The sequence below is a fragment of the Deinococcus psychrotolerans genome (assembly GCF_003860465.1).
Taxonomy (GTDB): domain Bacteria; phylum Deinococcota; class Deinococci; order Deinococcales; family Deinococcaceae; genus Deinococcus; species Deinococcus psychrotolerans.
The window spans coordinates 64,737-86,758 of sequence record NZ_CP034185.1; the positions used below are offsets into that span (position 1 = coordinate 64,737).

At 59.6% G+C, this 22,022-nt stretch carries 16 protein-coding genes; 8 read left to right on the forward strand and 8 right to left on the reverse strand.

Features of this window, described 5'->3' with window-relative positions:
• Nucleotides 1-77 precede the first annotated feature (77 nt).
• Both EHF33_RS16445 and EHF33_RS16450 read right to left on the reverse strand, forming a co-directional pair.
• Nucleotides 78-1,658: a phage tail sheath family protein gene (locus tag EHF33_RS16445; RefSeq protein WP_124874200.1), complete on the reverse strand. Its 1,581-nt coding sequence runs from the start codon at nucleotides 1,656-1,658 to the stop codon at nucleotides 78-80.
• 394 nt (nucleotides 1,659-2,052) lie between these two features.
• A complete protein-coding gene (locus EHF33_RS16450) occupies nucleotides 2,053-4,089 on the reverse strand; it encodes a vWA domain-containing protein (protein ID WP_124874202.1) in 2,037 nt (678 codons plus the stop codon).
• A 111-nt stretch (nucleotides 4,090-4,200) separates the two neighbouring features.
• On the opposite strand from EHF33_RS16450, the gene EHF33_RS16455 reads away from it, so the two are divergent.
• The 4 genes from EHF33_RS16455 (at nucleotide 4,201) to EHF33_RS16470 (ending at nucleotide 12,429) form a co-directional block, all read left to right on the forward strand.
• Nucleotides 4,201-5,127 carry a phage tail protein gene (locus tag EHF33_RS16455; RefSeq protein ID WP_124874204.1) on the forward strand — a complete coding sequence of 309 codons (927 nt, stop codon included), beginning with the start codon at nucleotides 4,201-4,203 and terminating at the stop codon, nucleotides 5,125-5,127.
• Between the two features lie 116 nt (nucleotides 5,128-5,243).
• A complete protein-coding gene (locus tag EHF33_RS21795) occupies nucleotides 5,244-10,022 on the forward strand; it encodes an FHA domain-containing serine/threonine-protein kinase (RefSeq protein ID WP_124874206.1) in 4,779 nt (1,592 codons plus the stop codon).
• A 160-nt stretch (nucleotides 10,023-10,182) separates the two neighbouring features.
• The gene (locus tag EHF33_RS16465; protein WP_124874208.1) at nucleotides 10,183-10,755 is read left to right on the forward strand and encodes a CIS tube protein; all 573 of its coding nucleotides are present in this window, start codon (nucleotides 10,183-10,185) and stop codon (nucleotides 10,753-10,755) included.
• Between the two features lie 6 nt (nucleotides 10,756-10,761).
• On the forward strand, nucleotides 10,762-12,429 hold the full coding sequence (locus EHF33_RS16470; RefSeq protein WP_124874210.1) for a VgrG-related protein: 1,668 nt from the start codon (nucleotides 10,762-10,764) through the stop codon (nucleotides 12,427-12,429).
• 91 nt (nucleotides 12,430-12,520) lie between these two features.
• Here EHF33_RS16470 and EHF33_RS16475 read toward each other — a convergent pair whose 3' ends face one another.
• From EHF33_RS16475 to EHF33_RS16495, 5 genes are all read right to left on the reverse strand, one after another.
• On the reverse strand, nucleotides 12,521-13,429 hold the full coding sequence (locus EHF33_RS16475) for a Pvc16 family protein (protein WP_124874212.1): 909 nt from the start codon (nucleotides 13,427-13,429) through the stop codon (nucleotides 12,521-12,523).
• Nucleotides 13,429-13,707 carry a PAAR domain-containing protein gene (locus EHF33_RS16480; RefSeq protein ID WP_124874214.1) on the reverse strand — a complete coding sequence of 93 codons (279 nt, stop codon included), beginning with the start codon at nucleotides 13,705-13,707 and terminating at the stop codon, nucleotides 13,429-13,431. Before EHF33_RS16480 ends, EHF33_RS16475 begins: the two co-directional genes overlap by 1 nt.
• Before the next feature lie 89 nt (nucleotides 13,708-13,796).
• Nucleotides 13,797-15,815, reverse strand: coding sequence for a putative baseplate assembly protein (locus tag EHF33_RS16485; protein WP_124874216.1), 2,019 nt, complete (start codon nucleotides 15,813-15,815; stop codon nucleotides 13,797-13,799).
• A 3-nt stretch (nucleotides 15,816-15,818) separates the two neighbouring features.
• Nucleotides 15,819-16,226 carry a GPW/gp25 family protein gene (locus EHF33_RS16490; RefSeq protein WP_124874218.1) on the reverse strand — a complete coding sequence of 136 codons (408 nt, stop codon included), beginning with the start codon at nucleotides 16,224-16,226 and terminating at the stop codon, nucleotides 15,819-15,821.
• 341 nt (nucleotides 16,227-16,567) lie between these two features.
• Nucleotides 16,568-17,206, reverse strand: a complete 639-nt coding sequence (locus EHF33_RS16495) for a Dps family protein (protein ID WP_124874220.1) — start codon at nucleotides 17,204-17,206, stop codon at nucleotides 16,568-16,570.
• A 270-nt stretch (nucleotides 17,207-17,476) separates the two neighbouring features.
• Here EHF33_RS16495 and EHF33_RS16500 point away from each other — a divergent pair, with 270 nt between their 5' ends.
• The 3 genes from EHF33_RS16500 (at nucleotide 17,477) to EHF33_RS16510 (ending at nucleotide 19,977) form a co-directional block, all read left to right on the forward strand.
• Entirely contained in the window at nucleotides 17,477-17,878 is a 402-nt protein-coding gene (locus tag EHF33_RS16500) for a hypothetical protein (RefSeq protein WP_124874222.1), read from the forward strand.
• 132 nt (nucleotides 17,879-18,010) lie between these two features.
• On the forward strand, nucleotides 18,011-18,670 hold the full coding sequence (locus EHF33_RS16505; protein ID WP_124874224.1) for a response regulator transcription factor: 660 nt from the start codon (nucleotides 18,011-18,013) through the stop codon (nucleotides 18,668-18,670).
• Nucleotides 18,667-19,977, forward strand: coding sequence for a sensor histidine kinase (locus tag EHF33_RS16510; RefSeq protein WP_124874226.1), 1,311 nt, complete (start codon nucleotides 18,667-18,669; stop codon nucleotides 19,975-19,977). The genes EHF33_RS16505 and EHF33_RS16510 overlap by 4 nt, the downstream gene beginning before the upstream one ends.
• An 8-nt stretch (nucleotides 19,978-19,985) precedes the next feature.
• On the opposite strand, the gene EHF33_RS16515 is transcribed toward EHF33_RS16510, so the two are convergent.
• On the reverse strand, nucleotides 19,986-21,254 hold the full coding sequence (locus tag EHF33_RS16515; protein WP_124874228.1) for a thiolase family protein: 1,269 nt from the start codon (nucleotides 21,252-21,254) through the stop codon (nucleotides 19,986-19,988).
• Between the two features lie 138 nt (nucleotides 21,255-21,392).
• Between EHF33_RS16515 and EHF33_RS16520 the strand changes: the two genes are divergently transcribed.
• Nucleotides 21,393-22,016 carry a DUF1003 domain-containing protein gene (locus EHF33_RS16520; protein ID WP_241191406.1) on the forward strand — a complete coding sequence of 208 codons (624 nt, stop codon included), beginning with the start codon at nucleotides 21,393-21,395 and terminating at the stop codon, nucleotides 22,014-22,016.
• Nucleotides 22,017-22,022 lie beyond the last annotated feature (6 nt).

Genomic DNA, 22,022 nt, shown 5'->3' on the forward strand with positions numbered 1-22,022 from the left:
CTTTCCTCCTCAACAAATTTCACTTCACCGCTTTCACGTCTCAAACGCTACTGGCCAGCCAACCAACACGCTTACGTTTATTGACCACCGCCGGCATATTGACCGAAGCGGAGAATCACGAATTCAGCCGGTTTAACAGGCGCGATGCCGATCTCGACATATACCATCCCCAAGTCGCGGACTTCAGGTGGATTGATCTCGGCGTCACACTTGACGTAAAACGCTTCGCCCGGCGTTTTGCCGAACAGGGCCCCACTGCGCCAAACCACTGTCAAAAAAGCCGAGATGTCGCGGCGCAGCTTTGACCACAGCTCATCGTCGTTCGGCTCGAAGACCGCCCACTGGGTGCCGCGTTCCACACTTTTCTCAACAAAGTTGAACAAGCGCCGCACCGAGATGTATCGCCAGCGAGCGTCGCTGGCCAGGGTACGTGCTCCCCAGACCCGCAGACCGTGCCCGGTAAAGCTGCGAATGCAGTTGACGCCGATAGGGTTGAGGATATCTTGTTCACTCTTGGTGATTTGAATGGCCGGGTCGAGTGCGCCGCGCACCACTTCGTTGGCCGGGGCCTTGTGGACACCGCGCTCAACATCGGTGCGGGCATAGATACCGGCCATCAGACCGCTCGGCGGAATGGTGATCGGCTTGCCCTCGGGGCCGTTGATCTTCATCCAGGGGTAGTACAGCGCTGCGTAGGAAGAATCAAAGTTGCTGTCTTTTTCGCGCCACTGTTTGACCTGCTGGGGCGTCATATCGGGCAGTGGATCGAGAATAGCGATGCGGTTTTGAGTCCGTTCGCAGTGATCGATCATGGCCCGCTGCACGGCCTTGACGCCCATTTCGTCAATGAGGCCATTTTGGTAAGCGCTCATCAAGTCGGGAGCGCAGATCATGGTCACGTCTTCAGCGACTTCCATACCCTCGATGCCGCTGCGGTCGTGGGAGCTACCCACAAAGTGGTTGCTCTTGAGAACCAGCGCAGTGTCGGTAGGAACAAACCCGGAGTGAATCAGCGAAGTGCCGAATTCGGGCAAGCGCTCAGCCAACGGGCCAGCCGTGCTCTGCTCCAAGATCTCGATGATCTGGCTTTGCTGATTGACCACTTCGACCACGTTGCGGGGATGCTTTTTGGCCATCGAGACGTTTTCGAACGTCTCTTCACTGTTGTCGAGGCGCACCTTGAGCGTAAACACGCCGTCGGCCGGGCTGGGATCTTGCTCGGTGGGCACAGCAGGCTGAATCTCGACCTGCACGTCACTGCTGGGCGTGCCCTTGACACCCACCGTCAGCGAAGGAATCGCTTTGGAGGCGCGGGTAGGCAGTTGTAAGGTTTTGGGCATATCCACGGTGTTCTTCTTCTCGTCGCTGGGCGGAACCAGCCGAGTGACGTAGCAGCGGGTGCCGCCGTTGTTGAAGTAACCGTAAACCGAGTGCGAGAGGTAGGTGCCGGGCATATGCGGCGAGAACGTGCCGTCGGGTTCGCGGGTGGCAAAATTCTGGAGGTACTGCGTCCAGTTGGCGATGAAAATCGGCGTGTTGGCAGGCCCGGAAGGGGCAAAACCAATAAAGGCGGCAGTCGTCGTGCCGATGCCCTCAATTGGACGCGCTCCGGCTGAAGTTTCCTCGATGTAGACACCTGGGGACAGGTATTCGGGCATAAACTGTTTACCTCGCTCCTGAGTATGGTACGGCAGATTGGATAGATATGCACCCAATTATAAGCATTCTCTGTAGAGCAGAACAGCCAAGTAATCTATATCACACTCTTTGTGTATACACGAGCAACCCCCTTTGGTTCAACCAAGTTCAAAAAAGAGGACAGCTTCACTCTGTCTTTGAATTCAGTATTTTTGCTTTACATCAAATAATTTGAGTTTGAAATTTTTAGTTCCACACGTCAAACCATTTGGTTTTTTGAACATTGGTGTCGTCGATCCGGTGGGCGTTTTCGCCCACTCGGAGGAGGTGAATTAAGCCCAGCGTAGGGAGGCCAGACGCCATCCCCACCTGCTTTTCTTGAGAAAGCTGGATTCGGTGACGTACCCGATTTGTTTAGCGGCCGTAGCGTTCTGATGAGGCTTTGCTGCGGATCCTGACTTGGTAAGCGCCTTGGGCAGTATTGAGATTAAGCATCACGGCCAGCGGTAGCGGATCTTCGGCCCTGAATTCGCGGCTGATATGGCGCAGGCGCATAGCCGAATCGAGTGAGCGCAGCCGCAGAAGCCCCGGCTCGCGGCGCACCACCAAGCCGCGCAGGTGGTTGTTGCCGAACACATCGGCCAAATCCACGTCATTCAAGGGCAATTCGAATTCCTGCATGTTGGGGCCGTCGAGCAGCGTCACGATCACCTCAATTGGCGGCGCTTCCGGCGGCATCGGCGGGCGCACCCGCGCAAGGGGCGCTTGGTAGTCGGTGAAAATATAAAGCTGGCGCAGCAGCAGGGTTTCCTGCACCGCCAAAAACACTCCTTCCTCCTCACCGGCTTTGTGCAGGCGCAGTGTTTCGGGCTGGGCTTGCAGTTTGACGGCGCGGCGCAAATTCTGAACGCTGTAATTTTTGATGCTCTCGATATTGCTGTTGTCGAGAATTTCTTCTTCGGTGACTTCCGGGCGGAAGCGCTCAAGACTCAGGCCGCGCAACCGCACTTCCCTGAACTTCACACCGACGTCCATCTGGTTTTGGCGCAAGAATAAGCGGCTACGCCGCCGCCCGCTGCGGTCGTGCAGATAAATTCGTAAGCTGCGGTCAACAGACAGGGCATACGGCACGAAAGGTCGCCGCGCCCAACTGATCAGCCGCCAGATCAGCGGAATGAGCAGCAAAGTCAGCAGCCACCACCACGGAAAGGGCTTGATGACCTTACCGATCACTTTGGGCACGGCGTAAGGGGTGGTGTCGTTGAGGCGCAGCATCGGCGCAGCTTGCTGATCGTGCTTGAGGGCTTTGTCCGTGACTTTGAGCGAGACTTCTTCGCCCTCCAAGAGACTGATCGTCTGATCCGGCAAACTCGCCCCAATGACGCTGGGCACCTGAGCCACTTCCACCGTCACCGGCCCGTTGACGGCGCGGTAGTTCAGCACGGCGCTCTGCCCACGCTGCAGCACCCGGCCAAAATCGGGATTGAGCAACTTCAAGGTGCCCAGCACGTCAATCGGCGCGGCGGCGATGTTGCCCGGCGGCGGCGTGTCGGCGTCAAAGCGCAGCAGCACGTCTTGGTTGCCGTCGGGTGAGCGCGAACACATATAGCCCACACTGCCCGCCGGAACGCTGCCGTCAACGTCGAGCTTGACCCGCGCTCCCGCCGCCGAAGGATCACGGATACTCACGGTCGCGCCGCCGATGTTGCCCGATTCCAGCCGAAGTTGGGTATTGGCGGGATGCTGGAACGCAAAGCTGGCATCCGGCCCCACCGTCACCAGCGAGCGCGAAAGCGACACCGAAGTCAGATCCGGCGCTTGGTTGATGGGCAGCGAGAGGGCTTTGGCAAACGTGGTGCTGGCAAAGCGCGACTGAATTTCAGGAGGAATCGGCTGGCCCAGCGCGATGTAATACAGCTTGTCAAACGGGCCGCGCACGCTGTCAAAGACTTGCAGAGCGCTGTCGAGCGTGGCGTCTTTGGCCGGGTTGTTGTCGAGGCCGTCGGTGATGACGTAGACCGTGGTGGCCGACTCGGTGCTGAGCGGCAAACTGGCAAACAAACTCTGCAAGCTGCTGTAAAGCCAAGTGCTCGCGCCGGGAGCCGACAAAGTATTCACCGTTTTGTCAAACTCGGCGCGTTCCTGCGGCCAGGCAAAGTGGTAGCGCTGCCTCGGCCCTTTGTCGAAGGTCAACAGTTCGACGCTGCCGGGCGCGGTGCTGCCGACCATCCCGCGTACCAGCGCTCCTTTGATTTTGGGGAAGATGTTGGCCACGCTCTGCCCCCGGCCTTCCATCGAGCCGGAGGTGTCGAGCAAAAACACCACCCGTCCCTGCGTCGGCGGCGGACTGACTGGCAAAGTGCATTCCTGCGCGGCGCTGCGGCCCCAAAGTAGCGCGAGCAGTACCGCCAGCCCCAGTGAGCGTGAACGGTGAAGAGCGAGCGGCAGCATAGGCTGACATTATGCCGGATGACCCGCAGAATGTGGCTCAGACTGGATCGCTCCGCGCCAGTTCACGCGCTGATTACGCTGATTAAAGGCGGCGCTTGTTAGGATAGGGCCATGCCCGACCAACTCTTCGTCCAGCTTCAGGGCGACACGCTCAAGATGCTGAGCCTCGATATGAATCTGCTCTCGATTGGCCGCACGCCGGACAACGGCCTGGCGCTCCCCAACGCGGCGGTGGCCATTCGCCACGCCGAGGTGCGCCGTCAAGACAACCGCTTCGTGCTGACCGACTTGGGCAACGGCGAAACGTATTTGGGCAGTCTCAAATTGGCAGCGCACCAACCCCAAATCCTTGAAGAGGGCGCACTGATTCGGGTTGGCCCCTACGTACTGGCGTATGTCGCCAACAGCGACGTTCTCAAGCCGCCGGACGAGATCAGAGAGTTGCCGGTGCGCCGCGACTTTCAAATCGTGCCGGTCAGGCCCCCCAGAGCGCTGCACCAAGCGCCGAAGGCCGAGGGGAAAGCCAGCGCTTATCTCGATTACCTTCCGACCCTCTTTAGTGAATCGGAATTTCTGGGGCGCTACTTGATGATCTTCCAAACCATCTGGGAGCCGCTGCAACACCGCCAAGACCATCTGGAAATGTATTTTTCGCCCTCCACTGCGCCGAGCAAATTGGTGGACTGGTTCGCGGCGTGGCTGGGCTTGGAAGTCGATCCGCTCTGGCCCGAAGACCGCAAACGGCAGTGGCTGCGCGAGGCCATGTCTTTGATGCGCTCACGCGGCACCCGCTACGGCTTGGTGCGGGCCATCGAACTGGGCTGCGGGGTCACACCACTGGTCATCGAAGACCCCAAAAAACCGTTTTGGGTCACGGTGATCTTGCCGGATCCGGATGATCAAAGCTCGGCGGCTGGCGGTTCGGCCACCAGCCGCGAGAATGCTGAGCGCCTCATCGCCCAGCACTTGCCCGCGCACGTGCAGTACGAGCTGCGCTTCGTCGGTCAGGCTGATGACCAGCGGCCTTCCCCAACCTAACCACCCTTCCACCTCAGGAACTCAGCCAAACTTTGGGTCAAAGCCAAATGAACAGCTTTGCCGAAATTAAGACAAACGTCTCTCGGCCAGTATTCTTGATAAACTAGACATCAGCTATGACTGCAACAGGAACCATCTTCGAGGGCTACCGACTGCTCAGGCCCCTCGGCAAAGGCTGGCTCGGTGAAGTCTATGCCGCTCAAAACCTCGACGGGGCATCTATCAGCGCCCTGCGAATTATCGCGCCGGAGCTGAGCGCTCAGCCCAAGGTGATCACCAATTTCCGCCGCCTGCATCAAAAGTGGCGGCAGTTGTCTCACCCCAACATCTTGGGCGTCAGCGAAATCTTAGAGCGCGATCAGCACGTGTATTACGGCATGAACTTGGCCCAAAAGGGTTCGCTGCGCCAACTGCTTCAGGCGCAGGGGCAAAGCGGGCAGTTCATGGACCTCTTGGTGGTCGTGGATTTGGTGCGCCAAGCCGCCGGAGCGCTGGCCTACGCCCACGACGCCAACTTGATGCACGGCGACCTCAAGCCCGAAAACCTGCTGCTCAATCCGGCCCGCGCCATCATGGGCCGGCCCGCTTACAGCGTGTTGGTGGCCGACTTCGGGGTCGGCGAGCTGCAAAACTACACCCACGGCGTCCATGACCGCTTGATTGTCACCTCGCCTGCCTACATGTCGCCGGAGCAGTGCCGAGGTGTGCGAACCGAGGTCAGAAGCGACATTTACGCGTTGGGCGTCATCTTGTATGAGCTGCTGACCAACCTGGTGCCGTTTGAAGCCCGCGACCTCGCGGAAGCCGTCGAAAAACACCAGCACGTCGCGCCGATTCCCCCCGGCCAAATTCGGGTCGACATTCCCCAAGACCTCGAAGAATTGGTGCTGACCTGCCTCGCCAAAGCGCCCGAATACCGTTACCGCACCGCGCAGGAACTCGAAGACGCCCTACAAGGGGTGCTCAATCAGCTCATTCCGCAGGGGCCGCGCCCGACGATGGTGCTGCCCGACGTGCCGGAGCCGCCCGCGCCGCGCATCGAAGCCATGCGTGACCGCACACCCTTTCCCCGCGTTCAGATCGTGGGCGACGACGGGCAACTCCTGCGGGTCGAGCCGCTCAGGGCTTCGATTATCACGGTGGGCCGGGCCAGCACCAACGCCATCGTGCTCGAGCATGTCGGCGTCTCGCGCCACCACCTCAATATCGAAGTGGACGACGACGGCGTCTTTGTCAGCGATCTGGCGTCCACCAACGGCACCACTTTGGGCGGCGCAGCGCTGGCTCCCCGCACCCGCACGCTGTGGCCCGACGGCGGAATGCTAAGGGTCGAGCCGTTTTGGCTGCGGCTGCAACCTCCGCAAAAAGTGGTGCAGCAAGCCCGCATCGGCGTGCAAGTCCAAGACAATGACATCGAATTGACCCCTGGCACCGTCACCGTCCTCAAGGTCGAACTGGCCAACACCGGGCGCACGGTGGATCACTTTCAGATGGGCGTGGAAGGCGTGCCGCCGGAGTGGGTTCAAAACCTCTACCACGAGATTCAACTCAACCCCGGCATGACGGCTTCGACCAGCCTGCGGATTTTGGTGCCCAGAGAATCGCAGTATCCGGCTGACCTTTATGCCGTGCAGGTGGTGGCCCGCAGCCGCGAAAACCCAGCTGAGTTCGGCTACGCGCCGATGAACTGGAAGGTGCTGCCGTTTACCGAAACCCAAATCGAAGTCACCCCGCGTCGGCGCAGCGCTTGGCGGCACACCCATTACGACCTCAAGCTCATCAACGCTTCCAACGTGGCGATCACCTACAACATGACGGTGCGCGACGAGGAAGGCCAGATTCACCTCCAGTCGCCGCTCGAATCGTTGCGGCTGCCCACCGGCGGCGACTTGCGCAACATCATTCCGGTTCGCACCATCATCTACAACAACATGATGCGGCTGCGCGAGGGCATCGGCAAAGTCAAGATCGAAGCGCTGCCGCAGGGCGTCGAGGTGTTGCCGGGCGCGTCGTTTGAGCACCGCGTGCAAATCAAGCTGCCGATTCGCTGGATCGCCACCTCGCGCCAGCGCACCCTTAAGCTGCACCCGCAGCCCAATATCGGGCGCGATCATCCTGAAAACATCTCGCTGCTGCACCTGCCAGTCATTCCGCTGTGGGCGCTGCCGCTGATGCTGATTTTCGGAATCCTCTTCGCGCTGTGGCTTTTGCAAACGCCCAGTGTCGTATCGGTCACGGTGGTGCCCGTTGATCCAAAAGTCGGGGGCGCGGCTCAAAATCCCAATCAACCCAAGACCACCAGCCAGCAGCCCCGCACCGGCCAACCGTTTTATCTCGACTTCGAAACGCGCAACGCTACCCGCATCGTGGTCAAGCCGTGGAACAAAACGCTGTTCAGGGGCACTGGGCGGCTGCTGATTCCGGAAGGTGTCAAAGAGCAGACCAACGCTCAGATCACGGTGTACGGGCGCATCAACTCCACATCGACTTCGGTTCTCGTCAGCCCCACACTGCCCACGCCCACCATCAATGTCTTTACGGTATCGGCGGAGAATGTCTCCAGCGGCCAAGAAGTGACCCTGCGCTGGAATGTCAGCAACGGGAAAGACGTCACCATCAGTTCGCTGGGCACCGTACCAGCCAAAGGCGAAAAGCAGATCAAAGTCACCCAGAACACGGATTTTACCCTGACGGCCAAAGCCAGCAACGGCGGCGAAGACATCAGCAAAACGGTCAACGTCAAGGTGTTGGAGGCCAACATCGACTCGTTCGAGGTAACTCCCACCCAGGCCAAAGTCGGCGACACCGTGAAGCTGAGCTGGAAAGTTCGCAACGCCAGTAGCGTCAGCATTGACCAGATTGGCACAGTTCCGGCCCAAGGCAGCGCCGATTACACCGTGCAGGGCGATCAAGCCTTTGTGTTGCGGGCAAAGGTCGGCGACCAAGAGTTGAGCAAGACCGTCAATCTCAAGGTGCTTGCGCCCAACCTCGAAACATTCACCATCAACCCGCCTAACCCCAGAGTCGGCGACACCGTAACGGTGACTTGGCGGGTCAACAACGCTTCTAAAATCACGCTCGATCCGTTCGGGCCAGTGGAGTCCAATGGGCAGCGGCAAGTCGTCATCAACGGGAACACCATTTTCCACCTCTCGGCCAGCAACGGTCAAAATCTCACCGACCTAGGCACCTTTCCAGTGACGCCGGGAGTGAAAACGCCCAACCTGACTATCTTCAGCGCTTCGCCGCGCAAACCCAGAGTGGGCCAGCCTGTCACCCTGACTTGGGTCAGCGAAAACGCCGACACCGCCGAACTCAGCGGGATTCCCGGCCAAGGCACCCTGGCACTGCCTGCTTCGGGTTCGACCACCATCACCGCGCCTGCCAACGACATCTCATTGACCATCACCGTCAAAAGCGGCGGCGGCAGTCAAGCGCGAATGTTGGCGCTGCCGGTGTTGCCTGCCGCGCCAACGCCTGCGGCACCTCAGCCCAAACCGACACCTCAAAGCAGCGTCAGCGTGGCTGGGCCGATTACAGTTCCAAAACCAGTGACCTCACCTCAACCAACCACGTCCCAACCCTCAACTCCGACCCCACAGCCGGCTGCACCCACCCCGGTGCCTGACAAGCAACCCACTGCCGCGCCGCCGCCGAGTCCGCAGGTCATAAACTTCACCGCCCGGCCGTCCAGCGTCCGCAGTGGACAGCCGGTGACACTGACTTGGGCCACCAAAAACGCTGCGCTCATCAAGATTTTTCCGGGCGGGCAGCGGTTGGATGCCAGCGGCAGCTTGGTCGTCACGCCATCGGCGAATACGGTGTACACCTTGCTGGCCGACGGTGTGAGGGGCCGGGCCAATGTGCAAGTCACCCCGAATCCTCAGACCCCCATTACTCCAGTGGTGGTGCCCAAGCCGAGTCCGGCTGTGCCCGCCGCTCCCAGTCCCAAAATTACGGCCTTTAAAGTGGAACCGGGAGTTATCCAATTGGGCCAGAGCGTCACCATCACTTGGGATACCCAAAACGCCAAATCCGTCAAGCTGTTTCCCGGTGGCGTCGCTTTAGACAGCAGCGGCAAACTCACCCTCAAACCGAAGGCCAGCGTGATGTATAGCTTGGTCGCCGACAGACTGCGGAAATTGGGAGGTGTGACGGTGACAGCGCCCGCCGCACCCAAGCCCTCAGCCAGTGCGCCAGCCCCAGTCCCCACCCCAACGCGGCCAAATCCAGTACCTACTCCTTCAGCAAGCCCTTCACCACAGCCGGGAAGCGCGGGGCGAATCAGGGGACAAGTCATCGAATTCACTGCTGAGCCGTCTACCGTCACGCCGGGGCAGCCCGTGACCCTGACATGGAGAACCAAAGACGCCAAATCGGTCAGGCTGTTTCCTTACGCAGGCACGCGGGGACGGGCCATGCAGGAAAGCGGCACACTGATTGTCAAACCGACCGCGACCACCATCTATACCTTGCTGGCCGATTCGTCGAATTTCAAAGTCAAGGTGATTGTTGAGGGCAGTAACGCTCCCAGCACGCCCGCACCTGAGCCGGCACCCCCGGCCAATACGCCCAACAACTCGCTGGAGATCAACGACTTCAGCGTAACGCCTAAGCAAGTCAGCGCTGGAGAGAGCGTGGTCATTCGCTGGGACGTGAGCGGAGCCGATCAAGTCGTGATCGCCGGACTTGGTTCGCAGCCGCAGCCCGCCAAAGGCGAAGCGACGAGAGTGGCCAAAAGCAGTACCATTTTCTCCCTTCGGGCCACCGCCGGAGACAAGATCATCCGCAAAATTCAGACGGTTCAAGTGATGGCGGCCAACACAGCGTCAGCCAGCGCAGAGACAAATACAGAAACGAGCACCTTGTCCGGCACATCTCAAGACGGGCCCTAATCTGAACTTTCCCACCAGACTCCGTTTCGTGATTTACTGTACTGAGTTCTTATTTCGCTTCTGGGTGCTTCGGCTGAGCATAAGACACTTTGTTCTGGTTTGCCCGCACCAGTATTCTTTCAACGCCGCTTAGAGAGCGGCATGTTTGGGGAGGGAGATCATGTCCGATGGCCCACTGATTAAAGCCAATATCCACACGATTGAAGGCCCGAAGATTTCGGTGGATTGCCTGTTCAATCCCAAAGAGTATCAAGTGCAGCGCAGTAACAACTGGGGACAGGCCGATAACAGTACCAAAAACGCCTTCGACTTGACTTTTTCTGGCAGCTCCGGTGCAAAACTCAGCTTGCAACTTTTCTTTGACACCTATTTGCGCGAAAATGACAGAGAAGTTAAAGATGTCCGGGTTTACACCGATAAGCTATGGCAGATGATGAATATTGAAGATTCGCTGCGCGATCCCAAAACACAGAAGGGACGGCCTCCCCGTGTACTGTTTCAGTGGGGCAAAAACTGGCTCTTTAATGCGGTGATGACCAGTATGCAGCAGCAGTACACCCTTTTTACGCCTTCTGGAATGCCGGTTCGGGCGATGGTCACCGTTGAATTTCAAGAATCGCTTGAACATTCTTCACTGATGGCCAGCAGCAGCACCAGCGAAATGATCAGCGAGCGGGTGCGCCACGACGCTTCTGGTTACACAGGCGATTTGCGCCAGAAGTACGGGCGGTGAAGCGAAATGACCGCTGAAGCCAAGACCTCCATCAACTTGAGCGGCTCCGTTCCAAATTTCTATATTCGGGTGAACGGTGACCTCGCCACCGAGGAGATGCTCAGCTTGCAGTCGCTGAGCGTCGAAAGCAGTTTGCACTTACCGGACATGTTGACGCTCACTTTGCGCGATTTGACACCAATCAAACCGGAGGGCAAAGCCTACAAGTTCATTGACGACGAAAAAGGCAAGTTTCAAAATGGCAGTTCAGTGACCGTTTCTATCGCTGTAGACACCAACCGCGAAAGCGATGTCTTCGACGGCCAAGTGGTCGAAGTGGAAGCCCACTTGCTGCAACACGGTCAGCAACTCGTGGTGCGTGCCTTTGACCGGCTGCACCTGCTGGCACGCGGCACGTTTACCCGCACCTTCCAGAATGTCACCGACATGGATCTGGTCAAGAAAATCGCCAGCTTGCACGGCCTGACGCCGGTGGTCGGGCCAGCCGATTTCGTGCATGATTACGTGCTGCAAAGCAACCAGACCGACCTCGAGTTCCTGCGAGATAGAGCGGTCAAGCTCGGCTACTTACTGTTCGTGGAAGGGAGCAAGCTCCACTGCGTTCCGATGGGCAGCTTGGGAACGGCAGGGGATTTGCAGTGGGGCGTCAACCTGATTGAATTTCAGCCGCGTGTCAGCAGCCTGGAGCAGGCCAGCGGCACCACCCTCAGAAGCTGGGATCCACAGCGCAAAAAAGCGGTGGTCAGTTCGACCGGCAAAGGCAAAGGCGAACCGGGCGTCGCCGCCGCCGGGGAAACAGATCTGTCAGCGGACTACACCCTGACGCAGCACGTGGTCCGCAAAGAGAAGCTGGCCGATTTGTATGTGGCGGGCAGCGCCGATGAGAAGCGCCAGAAGTTCGTCGAGGCCACCGGCGTCGCAGGCGGCTCCCCCAAGATGAAGGCGGGACGAACCGTCAACCTGACCGGGGTAAGTGACCGCTATTCGGGCAGTTACGTCCTCTCGGCGGTCAACCACCAATTTCAGACCCAGAGCGGTTACACCACCGAGTTTACGGTCAGCGGCATGCGTGCGCCGGACGTGGCGCAGACGCTGGCAGGCGCTCACAAGCCCAAAACCCAGTACGGCTTTGTGATCGGTATCGTGACCAACAACGACGACCCCAAAGATCAGGGCAGGGTCAAGATCAAGTTTCCCTGGCTCTCGGAAAAGCATGAAAGCGACTGGGCCCGGATCGCGGTTCCCGGCGGCGGCAACAAGCGCGGGATGGCCTGGATTCCGGAAGTGAACGACGAAGTGCTGTGCGGCTTTGAAATGGGCGACATGCATCACCCTTACGTGATCGGCGGTTTGTGGAACGGCCTTGATTTGCCGCCGGAGAAGACCAAGCAGTTGGTGAAAGGCGGCAAGACCATCCACCGCGTTCACTACACCCGCAAGGGCCACAAAATTATTCTCGACGACAGTGACGATACGCCCGGCATCATAGTTGAGGATATGAACGGCAATGTCATTCATATCGACAGCAAGAAGAACAAGCTGACCATCACCATGAAGGGTGATATTTCTATAGAGTCCAAAGGCAAGATGAATCTTAAAGCCCAAAGTGGTATTGATATTGATGGCGGCTTAGGCGTCGTGAATGTCAAGGGCTCACTGATCAAACTCAATTAAGCCGACGATTTGGTTTTGATGCTGAGCCAAACCCACGATAAATGAAAACGCCCTCAGTTCAAGTAACCTGAAGGCGTTATTGCTTGCAACTCTATTTGGTCTTCTTCTGCGGTTTGGTTGCTTGCGGCTTGATTGCTGGTGGGTTGTCTGATTCCGGCTCATTCGGAAGCGGCTCATCGGGCAAGGTAATTTCCACACTGCCCGGCACACTCCCCAGGATTTGCCAGTTACTCTCGCCAAAAAGCCGTACCAGGAGCTGTGAGACCTCATTGTGTGGCAGCCGCGTGGTAAAAATGCCGTCTGCGTCGCTGAAGCTCAAGCCTGGCGCGTCTGGCAAGCGGACTTCAGCGCCTGCCACGCCTTCCCCGTCGGGGCCGCGCAACACCCAGCCGTAGCGCTCCACCGAGTAGACCACTTCGCCGGAATCGGTGTTGCGAATGCCCACGTTGACGCCGACCACCAGCGTGCGGAGGTACTCGATATTGAGATCGAGCGGCACCGTCAGCACGTAATTGATGCTGGGGCGAGGCGGCGTGCCCAACACGCTCCACAGTTCGCTGGGGCGCGGCGCGGTTTCAGGATTGGCAACTTGCGCCGAGAGCGGCACGTCCAGCGACCGCACCTCTTGGGGGAGAAGTTGATCTGGCCAGTCGGTGTTGCGCATCAACGTGGCCAGCACCCGCCACAGCACCTGCCATTCCTGTTCTTCGAGTTCTGCGGTCTGGGATTTGAAATGGGCGGTAATGACGTACTTGAGATCAATTCGGCGCGGATGAAGGCGCTGGGTTTCGCTTGGAAAGGCCGATAAGCGCTCAAATCCCATATCACGCAGCTTGAGATTTTCCAGAATGTCGTAAAGATAAAAATTAAGAGTCGGACGGCTGATGCCGGAAGCCCATTCACGGGTCGGCACCGCGAAGGTGATGTCGATGTCACCCGCCGGAATTTTGCCTTCGTGCTGGAGCATGGTTCGCAGCGCTTCGTGAATTTCGCCGATCATTAACCGATGAGTACCGTGAACTGCGTGGCGATCAGCGTAGCGCTGCAACTAATCAGATCGTTGGCGCGGGCGGCAGGCTTGCCCTCAATCAGCACCGAGGACGATCCGCCAGCGATGACTTGCGGGCCGTGAAAAGGCGTCACGATCGGCGGCGTCTCCAGATGCGCATCGCCCATGCGGGCCGCAGGCCGCCCCCCGATCAGCACCGTCGCCGCGCCGGAGGTGGTGACGCCTGTATGCGTGCCGAGGTCGCCCAGACAACTTGCAGGTTGAGACATGCCCTTATGGTGCCGGACAAGCCAGCAACTTGCAAGTTGCGCTTCGGTTTACCTTCGCAAGTGGAGCACAGCCACAACCGCTCCCGCCGCTACTCCACCCGCACGGTATGCAAGTCGGAGACGATCAGACCTTGCGGGGGCAACAGCAGTTGTGGGCCGACACTCTCACGCGAATCGGCGTGACCCGGATCGCTGAGAAACACCTGAATATCTTCAACGAAATCGCTGTCCGGCACGCTTCTGAGGAGGCTATAGAGTTCAGACAGGTAAAGGGGGCGTCCGAACGGCCAGCCCTGACCCGAAGCGCTGCCGGTATGAGGATTGAGATAGCGGTATAAAGTTGCCAGCGCCGCGCGTTGAACCCCCGCTTTGAGTTCGCGGGAGCTGCCCACCGGCACCCGCATCAGGGCCGAGACGCTGACCCAAGCGTACTGTGGCGGGCGCACTTCCAAAGTGGTGCCGACCATTCGGCGCTCGTCGAGGTGCGACTGCACGCTGGCCCGCAGCTCAGCGGACAGCACCAATTGATCGGGAGCAATGCGGCCCACTGGCACCTCGATGCGCGGCAGCACTACCATGCTGACTTGCCCCGGCTGCACGTCGAGTGCCCGAATCTGCCCCGGAAACGAGGCTTGCCCCGCCGACGACGACACGTTGGGTGTGATGCAGCGCGAGCGGGCTACCCCGTCGACCTGCGCCGCCAGATACTCGTAATCGTCGGCGGTCACGGCGCGGGTGCGGGTTCGCAGGACATGCGGCACCCGCGTAACAGCGTCGTCGAGCGTTTGCGAATTTCGCCCGCCCAGCGCTGGCGCGTGGTTGATGACGCGGGCCACGTAAGGAATGCTGGCTTTCAGGACGCTCAGGGCGCGGGCGGGGACGTTGCCGATCACGCCGCCGCCGTAAAGGTAACGCCGCACTTTGAGGGTCGCGCCTGGCTCAGGAACAGCTCCGAAGCGGTAGACCGTTCCGTCGGGCTGAAGCAGGGCTGGCCCGAAGGTGACTTCCCCACTTTGGTGGTCGAGCTGAAAATGATAGTCGTTGGCACTGCTATCGGCAAAATCGGCAACCGAGTGCCAGATATGCGGAGCAGCGCCCGGCACTTCGCTCAAAATCACGTCTTCATCCGAGTCCAAAAACAGCACCGGACTGTTGAGCAGCTTAAATTTTTGCCCTGGATTGCCGTCGCTGCGCCCTAGTACTTCCTGTTTGACCACCACTCCGTGCCGCCCGCTGACGGTGCCGCCGCGCGACTCGACCCGCAGCGACTCGATATCGGGTGAGACTTTATAACCCGCGTAATTTTGCTCGGAGGTAATGCGGCACCTGAGCCAGTAGCCGCGTTCACCGAAAAACTCTTCCTCGGCCATGCTGGGGAGGCGCAAAATCACTTCGCCGGTGATGTTGAAAGCCAGCGTGCCGTCATACTCAACGGTGCAAGTCGACCAACGGTTGAGACTGCCTTGCCAGACTTCCCAGACGAACGGCGGCTCTTTAGGATCGACGCCCGCTCCGCCCGCGACCTCACAGGCCATCAACAGCGACAAGACGTGTGCGCCGTGATTGTGCTCTAAACACAAGTAAAAGGCGTCGCCCGGCACTGGCTCCGCTGAAAACACCGCGATTTTGTGGCCCAGTACGCCGAGGCGCTCCAAATCATGGATGGTGAAGGTGTTCTCGCCCAGCGCGTTGCCGGTGAAGGCAGCCTTGAGGTTGGGCGGATAAATGGTCAAATCGGTTTCGGTTGAAAAGACAATTGCTTCGGTGACTTCGGTTCGTACGGTAGCAACTTCGGTGGCCGCGCTGATGGTCAGCGGTTCTGTGGGCGCAGCAGCCAGATAAAAAGTTACTGGAGCCACAGCCGCACGCGGCGGATCAAGCTGCATCCCGATCATGTCCAGAAACTTGATGAACATCTTTTCCGGCACTTGGTTGACCCTGAAAAGCATCAAATCGGTCATCCAAGCAAAGATTTCAAGGAGGGCGATGCCGGGGTCGGAGGTGTTGTGATCTGTCCACTCGGGGCAATACTGCGGAATGAGCTGGCGGGCTTGGGCAATCAGGTCATCAAAGCGCCGGTCATCGAGGTTAACGGTGGGCAGTGGCAAGGTTTACCTCAGGGCCTGCACATCGGCAGGCATACGGTAGAAGGGAAAGACGAGCGACTGCTCGGAAGCCTCGCTGCGAATACGGTATTTGATGCTGATGACAATCCGCTCAGGATAAGCCGGATCGCTGTCGGCATCCACGTCGGTCAGCTCGATACGCGGCTCCCAAGCAGTGAGGGCTTCGTGGACGTAGTAAGACGCCAAGCCCAGCGTGCTGGCGTCGTTGGGCGCAAACACCAATTCGTGAATTTGGCAGCCGTAATCCGGCCTCATCACCCGCTGACCTTTGGGGGTCATCAAAATCATCAAAATGGCTTGCTCGACGGCGCGGATGCCGCTGATGAGGCCGACCCTGCCTCGGGCGTCCGGCCCTACTGGAAAAGCCCAGCCGGTGCCTAGATGCTCGCTCATGGCTGCTGCCTTTGGCAAAGAGCATGAGCCGGTAACTTGAGACGCACTCCGCCGAGATCAATACGCACGGCCCCACTCCAGCCAAACCGCCTGGAGTGGGTGCTATTCACTTTCAACTTACTCAAGCTCAAGTCGGCCACGTTCATCTCACTGACCATCTTACGTGACATCTCCGGCAGACGGGTCGTGCAGGTGCAGCAGCTTGGCGAGTGTTCAGTTTCGGAACTGCTTCTCACCAGTGTAAAGAACCTTTAACAACGAAAAAGCTGGAACATGTCCAGTAAAAAAGACACGTTCCAGCTTTGATTGTTCTGAAACGGCTGATCTAAAGTCGGCTGACTTTATTTGCCCGGCAGGCTGACCGGCTTGCCGCCGTTGATGTCGGCTCCGGTGTTGGGGTCGGTGTTGGTCTGTTGGAATGTGGCGCGGACTTGCCACTGGTATTTCTCGATGCCGCTTTCGACTTCTTGCAGCAAGTTGGCGCTGGTCGGATCCACTTTTTCGATGTCGTCGATCCGCATTTTGAGGCGTGCGCCTACCGTCTGGTACTGGGTGGTGAAAAAGCTCAGCACCCGGGCGTCATCGAGGAAGCCGCCGGGGATTTCGGGGAGGCCCGAGGTCTGCACGATGGTCGGAGCGCGTCCGTCGCTGGAGCTGCCCACTGAGAGTAGGCGCTCGGCCACGTCGTCAGCGTACTTGGCGACGCCCTCATAGTGCTCCTGAAGAAGAAGGTGAATCGGGTAGTATAAGGTGCCGGAAACATTCCAGTGGGCCTGCTTGGTCTGGAGTTGGAGCGCCTGCAACTCGGTCAGGGTCGCCTGCAAGGCTTTGGTCGACTTGGAGAGGTCGTCAGTACCACTCTTGGGCAGGGTAGTGAACTGGTTGACCGGCAACTTGGTGCTGCTCTGGGCTCCCGCACCGCCTGCCAAAGCGGAGCCGACTAAAAGTGAAGAAACCAAAAGAATTGTTTTTGCGTTCATCTATCCTCCGTGAGTACTTCAGCGATCGAAGAAACTCAACTGGCACTGAACTTAAACAGGCTGTGTTAGACGAAAGTAAGAGAAAGAGACGATTTAAGGCCGCCTGAAGATTGACTGAAGGCCGTTTCAACGCGGTCTCAAGTTTGCGTGAACCCGCCAAATATTCACACTTTCTTGATGAAAAGTATTTCTAACGCTGGGCCAACACTGCGCTGTTGTGATACAGCTTGGAGAGCGCCCGAGATAAGGCTCTTCTTTTTGGAGACCACTATGAACTCGACTGCTTCTTCTCTTTGGCGGCATTGGCTGGGCTTGGCTTTGTTGGCGGGCATCGCTTGGATTCACTTTCGCGACATTCCTGACAAACTGGGCGAAACGCCGTATCTGGGCTGGCTCTACATCTTGTTGGTGGTCGGCTGCGGCGCGGCAGGCGCGTGGCTGATGTCCAGTTTGTGGCGGGCCGGATACTGGCTGGGCGGCCTCATCTCGGCGGGAGCCATCCTTTTTTTCGTTCTGACCCGCAGCGTCGGTTTGCCCAATGCCAAAGGCGATATCGGCAACTGGGGCGAACCCGCCGGAATCATCTCGCTGCTCTTGGAAGCTGGATTCGTGGTGATGGCACTGACAAGCAGCCGCGAGCGCCGCGCAGCCACGCAGCAAAATCAAGTTTGAGCTGATGACTGAACCGCCTCTCAAGCGCCGCTCAAGCTCCCCATTCGGGGTTTGCTCACGCTGGCTGGACGGGAAGCGATTAAGGTAAGGCCATGTTGAGCGCGGAGAATCAGGTAGGGGGGTGGGTGATCGGTGCGGCTGCTGCTGGTTGAAGACGACGGGCGAATCGCCCAGCCCACCGCGCGGGCGCTCAGCGAAGCGGGCCATCAGGTCAAGCTGGAAGTCAGCGGCCAGAGCGGCTTGGCAGCGGCGAACTCCGGCAATTACGACGCGCTGCTCCTAGACGTGATGCTGCCGGGCCTAAGCGGGTTTGAACTGGCCCGCCGCCTCAGGGCAGACGACAACCGCGTTCCTATTGTCTTTTTGACGGCCCGCAGCGCCCTTGAAGACCGCGTGGAAGGACTCGACATCGGAGGTGACGCTTATTTGGTCAAGCCGTTTGAACTTCCAGAGCTGCTGGCTACCTTGCGGGCAGTGGTGCGGCGCGGTGAAGTCGCCCGCACGGCCCAGATGCCCTTCGGTGAGGGCGCGGGCCTCCTTGACGCCCGGCAGCGGCAAGTCTGGTGGCAAGGCGAGTTGGTCGGCCTGACCGCCCGCGAATACGCTCTCCTCGAAACCCTGGTGCTGTCTAAGGGCCGCTGGTTTAGCCGCGAAGAACTGCTCTCTAAAGTCTGGGGGCCGGATTTCAGCGGCGCGGCGCGGGTGGTGGACGTGTACGTCAGTTACCTGCGCCGCAAGCTGGCCGCCGAGATGCTGCTGAGTTCGCGTGGATTGGGCTACCGGGTGCCGTGAATATCCGGCTGCGCTTGGCGCTGGGCATGGCTTTGGTCACGGCGCTGGTGGTGGTGGTGGTGGCGGGCGTGCAGTTTTTGGCGCTGCGCTCTTTTTTATCGCTTTCTGAGCATGAGCGCTTGGAGATGCTGGTGCCCACCCTGGAAACCAGTTTGGAGGCTCAACTGCGCTCCGGCACTGCGCCGCTCAAACTTACCGCCTTGCCCCGGAACGTGGACATCCGGGTGCTGAGCGCTGGAAAAATCGTGGCGCAAACCAACAATTTCCCTGCCATTGCGCTCACCGAGTCGCTGGGCTACCGGCCGCTGGCCAAACACAATGTGCTGATCGCGTCGATGGATCTCAGTGGGCAGCCCGCCACCGCGCAACTGGCCAGCGACCTGCTCGGCGTTCTCAACCCGCTGCGGGCCTACCTGCGGGCGCTGGCGATCACTGTGCCGACGGCGACTCTGCTGGTGGCGCTGCTGAGTTTTGCTTTTACCGGGCGGCTGCTGCGGCCACTAGCACAACTCGAAGCGGTGGCCGCTCGGCTGGGCCGTGAGGGCAATTTGCGTTTGGCGCTGCCCGGCGCGGGCCAGCCCGACGAATTGGGACGGCTGGCCCGCACCTTGCAAGTCACCTTTGCCCAGCTTGCCGATCTGCGCGAGCGCGAGGCCGAGTTCACTCAAGCGGCGGCCCACGACCTGCGCTCCCCGCTGGCAGCACTCAAGACCCGCTTGCAAGGAGCGCTGGCCGGGCCACGCACGCCGATCGAGCTGCGCGAGGACATCGGCGAAGCACTTTCCGACATCGAAAGAATGCGGCGGCTGACCGATGATCTGCTGCTGCTGGCAGGCGGCGAGCGGGAAGTACAAACCTTGCCGCTGAGTTTGGCCCACCTCACCGGAGAAGTGGTGGACCGCCTGCGCGAGCGCACCCCAGATGTGCAGCTGGATTTTGAAACGCGTGGCGACACCACCGTGCTGGGAGACGCGACCTTGCTGACCCATTTGGTTGAAAACCTGATCGAAAATGGGTTCCGGCATGGACAGGGAGCCGACATGCAGGTCTGCGTCGTGGGCGAGTCTGAACTGGTGCGCTTAGAAGTCAGTGACGCTGGCCCCGGTGTACCGAGCGCCGCGCTCCCCCGCTTGGCCGAGCCGTTTTACCGCGTGGACGCTGCCCGCGTCGGAGAGGGCAATGGTCTGGGGCTGGCCATCGTCCACCGCGCCGCCAAAGTCCACGCCGCCGAACTGAGCTTTGAAAACAGCCAGCCCAGCGGCCTAAAAGTGGTGGTGGAGTTCCGGCGCGGCGAGCCGAGACTCTGAAATTCCCTCTACAACGCTTCCAAAATCGCCGCCTCGCCCTGCCCGACGCCTACGCACAACGTCGCCAGACCGTAGCGCTGACCCCGCGCCCGCAGTTCGTGAACAAGGGCCACCGCCAGCCGCGCCCCCGACATGCCCAGCGGATGCCCCAGCGCAATCGCTCCGCCGTTCACGTTGACTTTGGCCGGATCGAGGCCCAATTCACGGATGCAGGCCAGCGCCTGTGCAGCGAAGGCTTCGTTGAGTTCCACCAGATCTAAGTCTTGAACGCTCAGCTCGGTGCGCTCCAGCACTTTGCGGGTGGCGGGAATAGGGCCGAGGCCCATGACGCGGGGGTCTACGCCCGCCGCCGCGCCGCCCACCCAGCGGGCCAACGGCTCAAGGTTCAGCTCCCGCGCTTTCTTGGCGCTCATCAGCACCAGCGCCGCCGCTCCGTCGTTGAGGCCCGAAGCGTTGCCCGCCGTGACGCTGCCGCCCTTGCGGAAAGCAGGCTTGAGATTGGCCAGCGTCTCCAAGTCGGTGGCGAGTTCAAAGCGTTCGCCCACTTTTTTGAGACGGGGATGCTCGTCGGTGTCGAAGAGGGTCGTGCCCTTTTTGCTCTGAATCGGTACCGGCACGATCTGGTCTTTGAACCGCCCAGCGTTGATGGCCTCCAGGGTGCGCCGCTGCGACTCCAGCGCGAAGGCGTCCTGATCTTCACGGCTGATCTCGCCGCCCTCGTAAGTTCCCTCGCGGCTTTGCTGCACGATATTTTCGGCAGTCTGGCCCATTGCCTCCAGCGGAAAGAGGGCTTCCATCGCCGGATTCGGAAAGCGCCAGCCCAGCGTGGTGTCGTAGGCGGTGACGTTACCGCCCGCAAACGCTGCCGAGCCCTTGGGCATCACCAGCGGAGCGCGGGTCATACTCTCGACTCCGCCCGCCACATACACCTCACCGTCTCCGTTTTTGATGGCGCGGGCGGCAGTGTTGAGAGCGCTCAGGCCCGAAGCGCATAGCCGGTTGACCGTCAGGCCCGCCACCGTTTGCGGCAATCCCGCCAGCAAAGCGGCCATCCGCGCCACGTTGCGGTTGTCTTCTCCCGCTTGGTTGGCGCAGCCGAGAATCACTTCCTCAATGTCACTGGGGTTGACGCCGCTGCGCTCCACAGCCGCCTTGATGATGTGGGCGGCCAAGTCGTCGGGCCGCACACTGGAAAGTGCACCGCGAATGCTGCCAATCGGAGTACGAACGGCGGAAACGATGACTACATCGGAGTCAGAAAGGGGAGAGGGGGTCATGTATACCTCACTTTTTGGGGAGAGTCGAATGAAGTTGCTTTGTTCTTAGGCACTCTTGGGAGACTCAGCGTCTGAGAAGTGGGTCTACTGGGCGAATGGTCAGCATTGGATCAGGGCAAAACGGTGACAATACAGGATGTGACGCTCACCGACTCCCGACCCGACTCCTCGCCTGATTCTAGATTGGAGCAACTGCTCTCGCAAAACGCGGCCATCCATACCTTGATGGAACAGCAGTCGCAGGCCAACCTGACCACCCTACACCGCCCGGTGGAGCGCTTCGCCCGCCTGCTGAGCCGCCCCAATTTCATCTTCACGGCGCTGACGGTGTTTTTGATGTGGATTGTCCTCAATCTCAATCTTCACTTTTTTGTCCACCGATCTTGGGACAGCCCGCCTTTTTTTTGGTTGCAGGGACTGATCGGCGTCCTGGGACTGGTGATCACCTCCACCGTGCTGATTTCACAGGCGCGGCAAGCTGGCCTCGCCGAGCAGCGCTCGCAACTGCAACTGCAAATCATTTTGCTGACCGAGCAGCGCAGCGCCAAAATCGTGGCCCTGCTCGAAGAACTTCGCCGCGACCTGCCCAGCGTGCGCGACCGCCTGGACGAAGAAGCCGACGTGATGCAGCAGGCCAGCGACCCCCATTCGATCTTGAAGGTCATCGAACAAATCGAACACTCCAGTGAAGACGCAGCCGAACAGGAAACTCCGGAAACGGAAAAGCCCGCTCCTGCTGGTCAGACGGGAGCTGAACCCTGAGCCTGA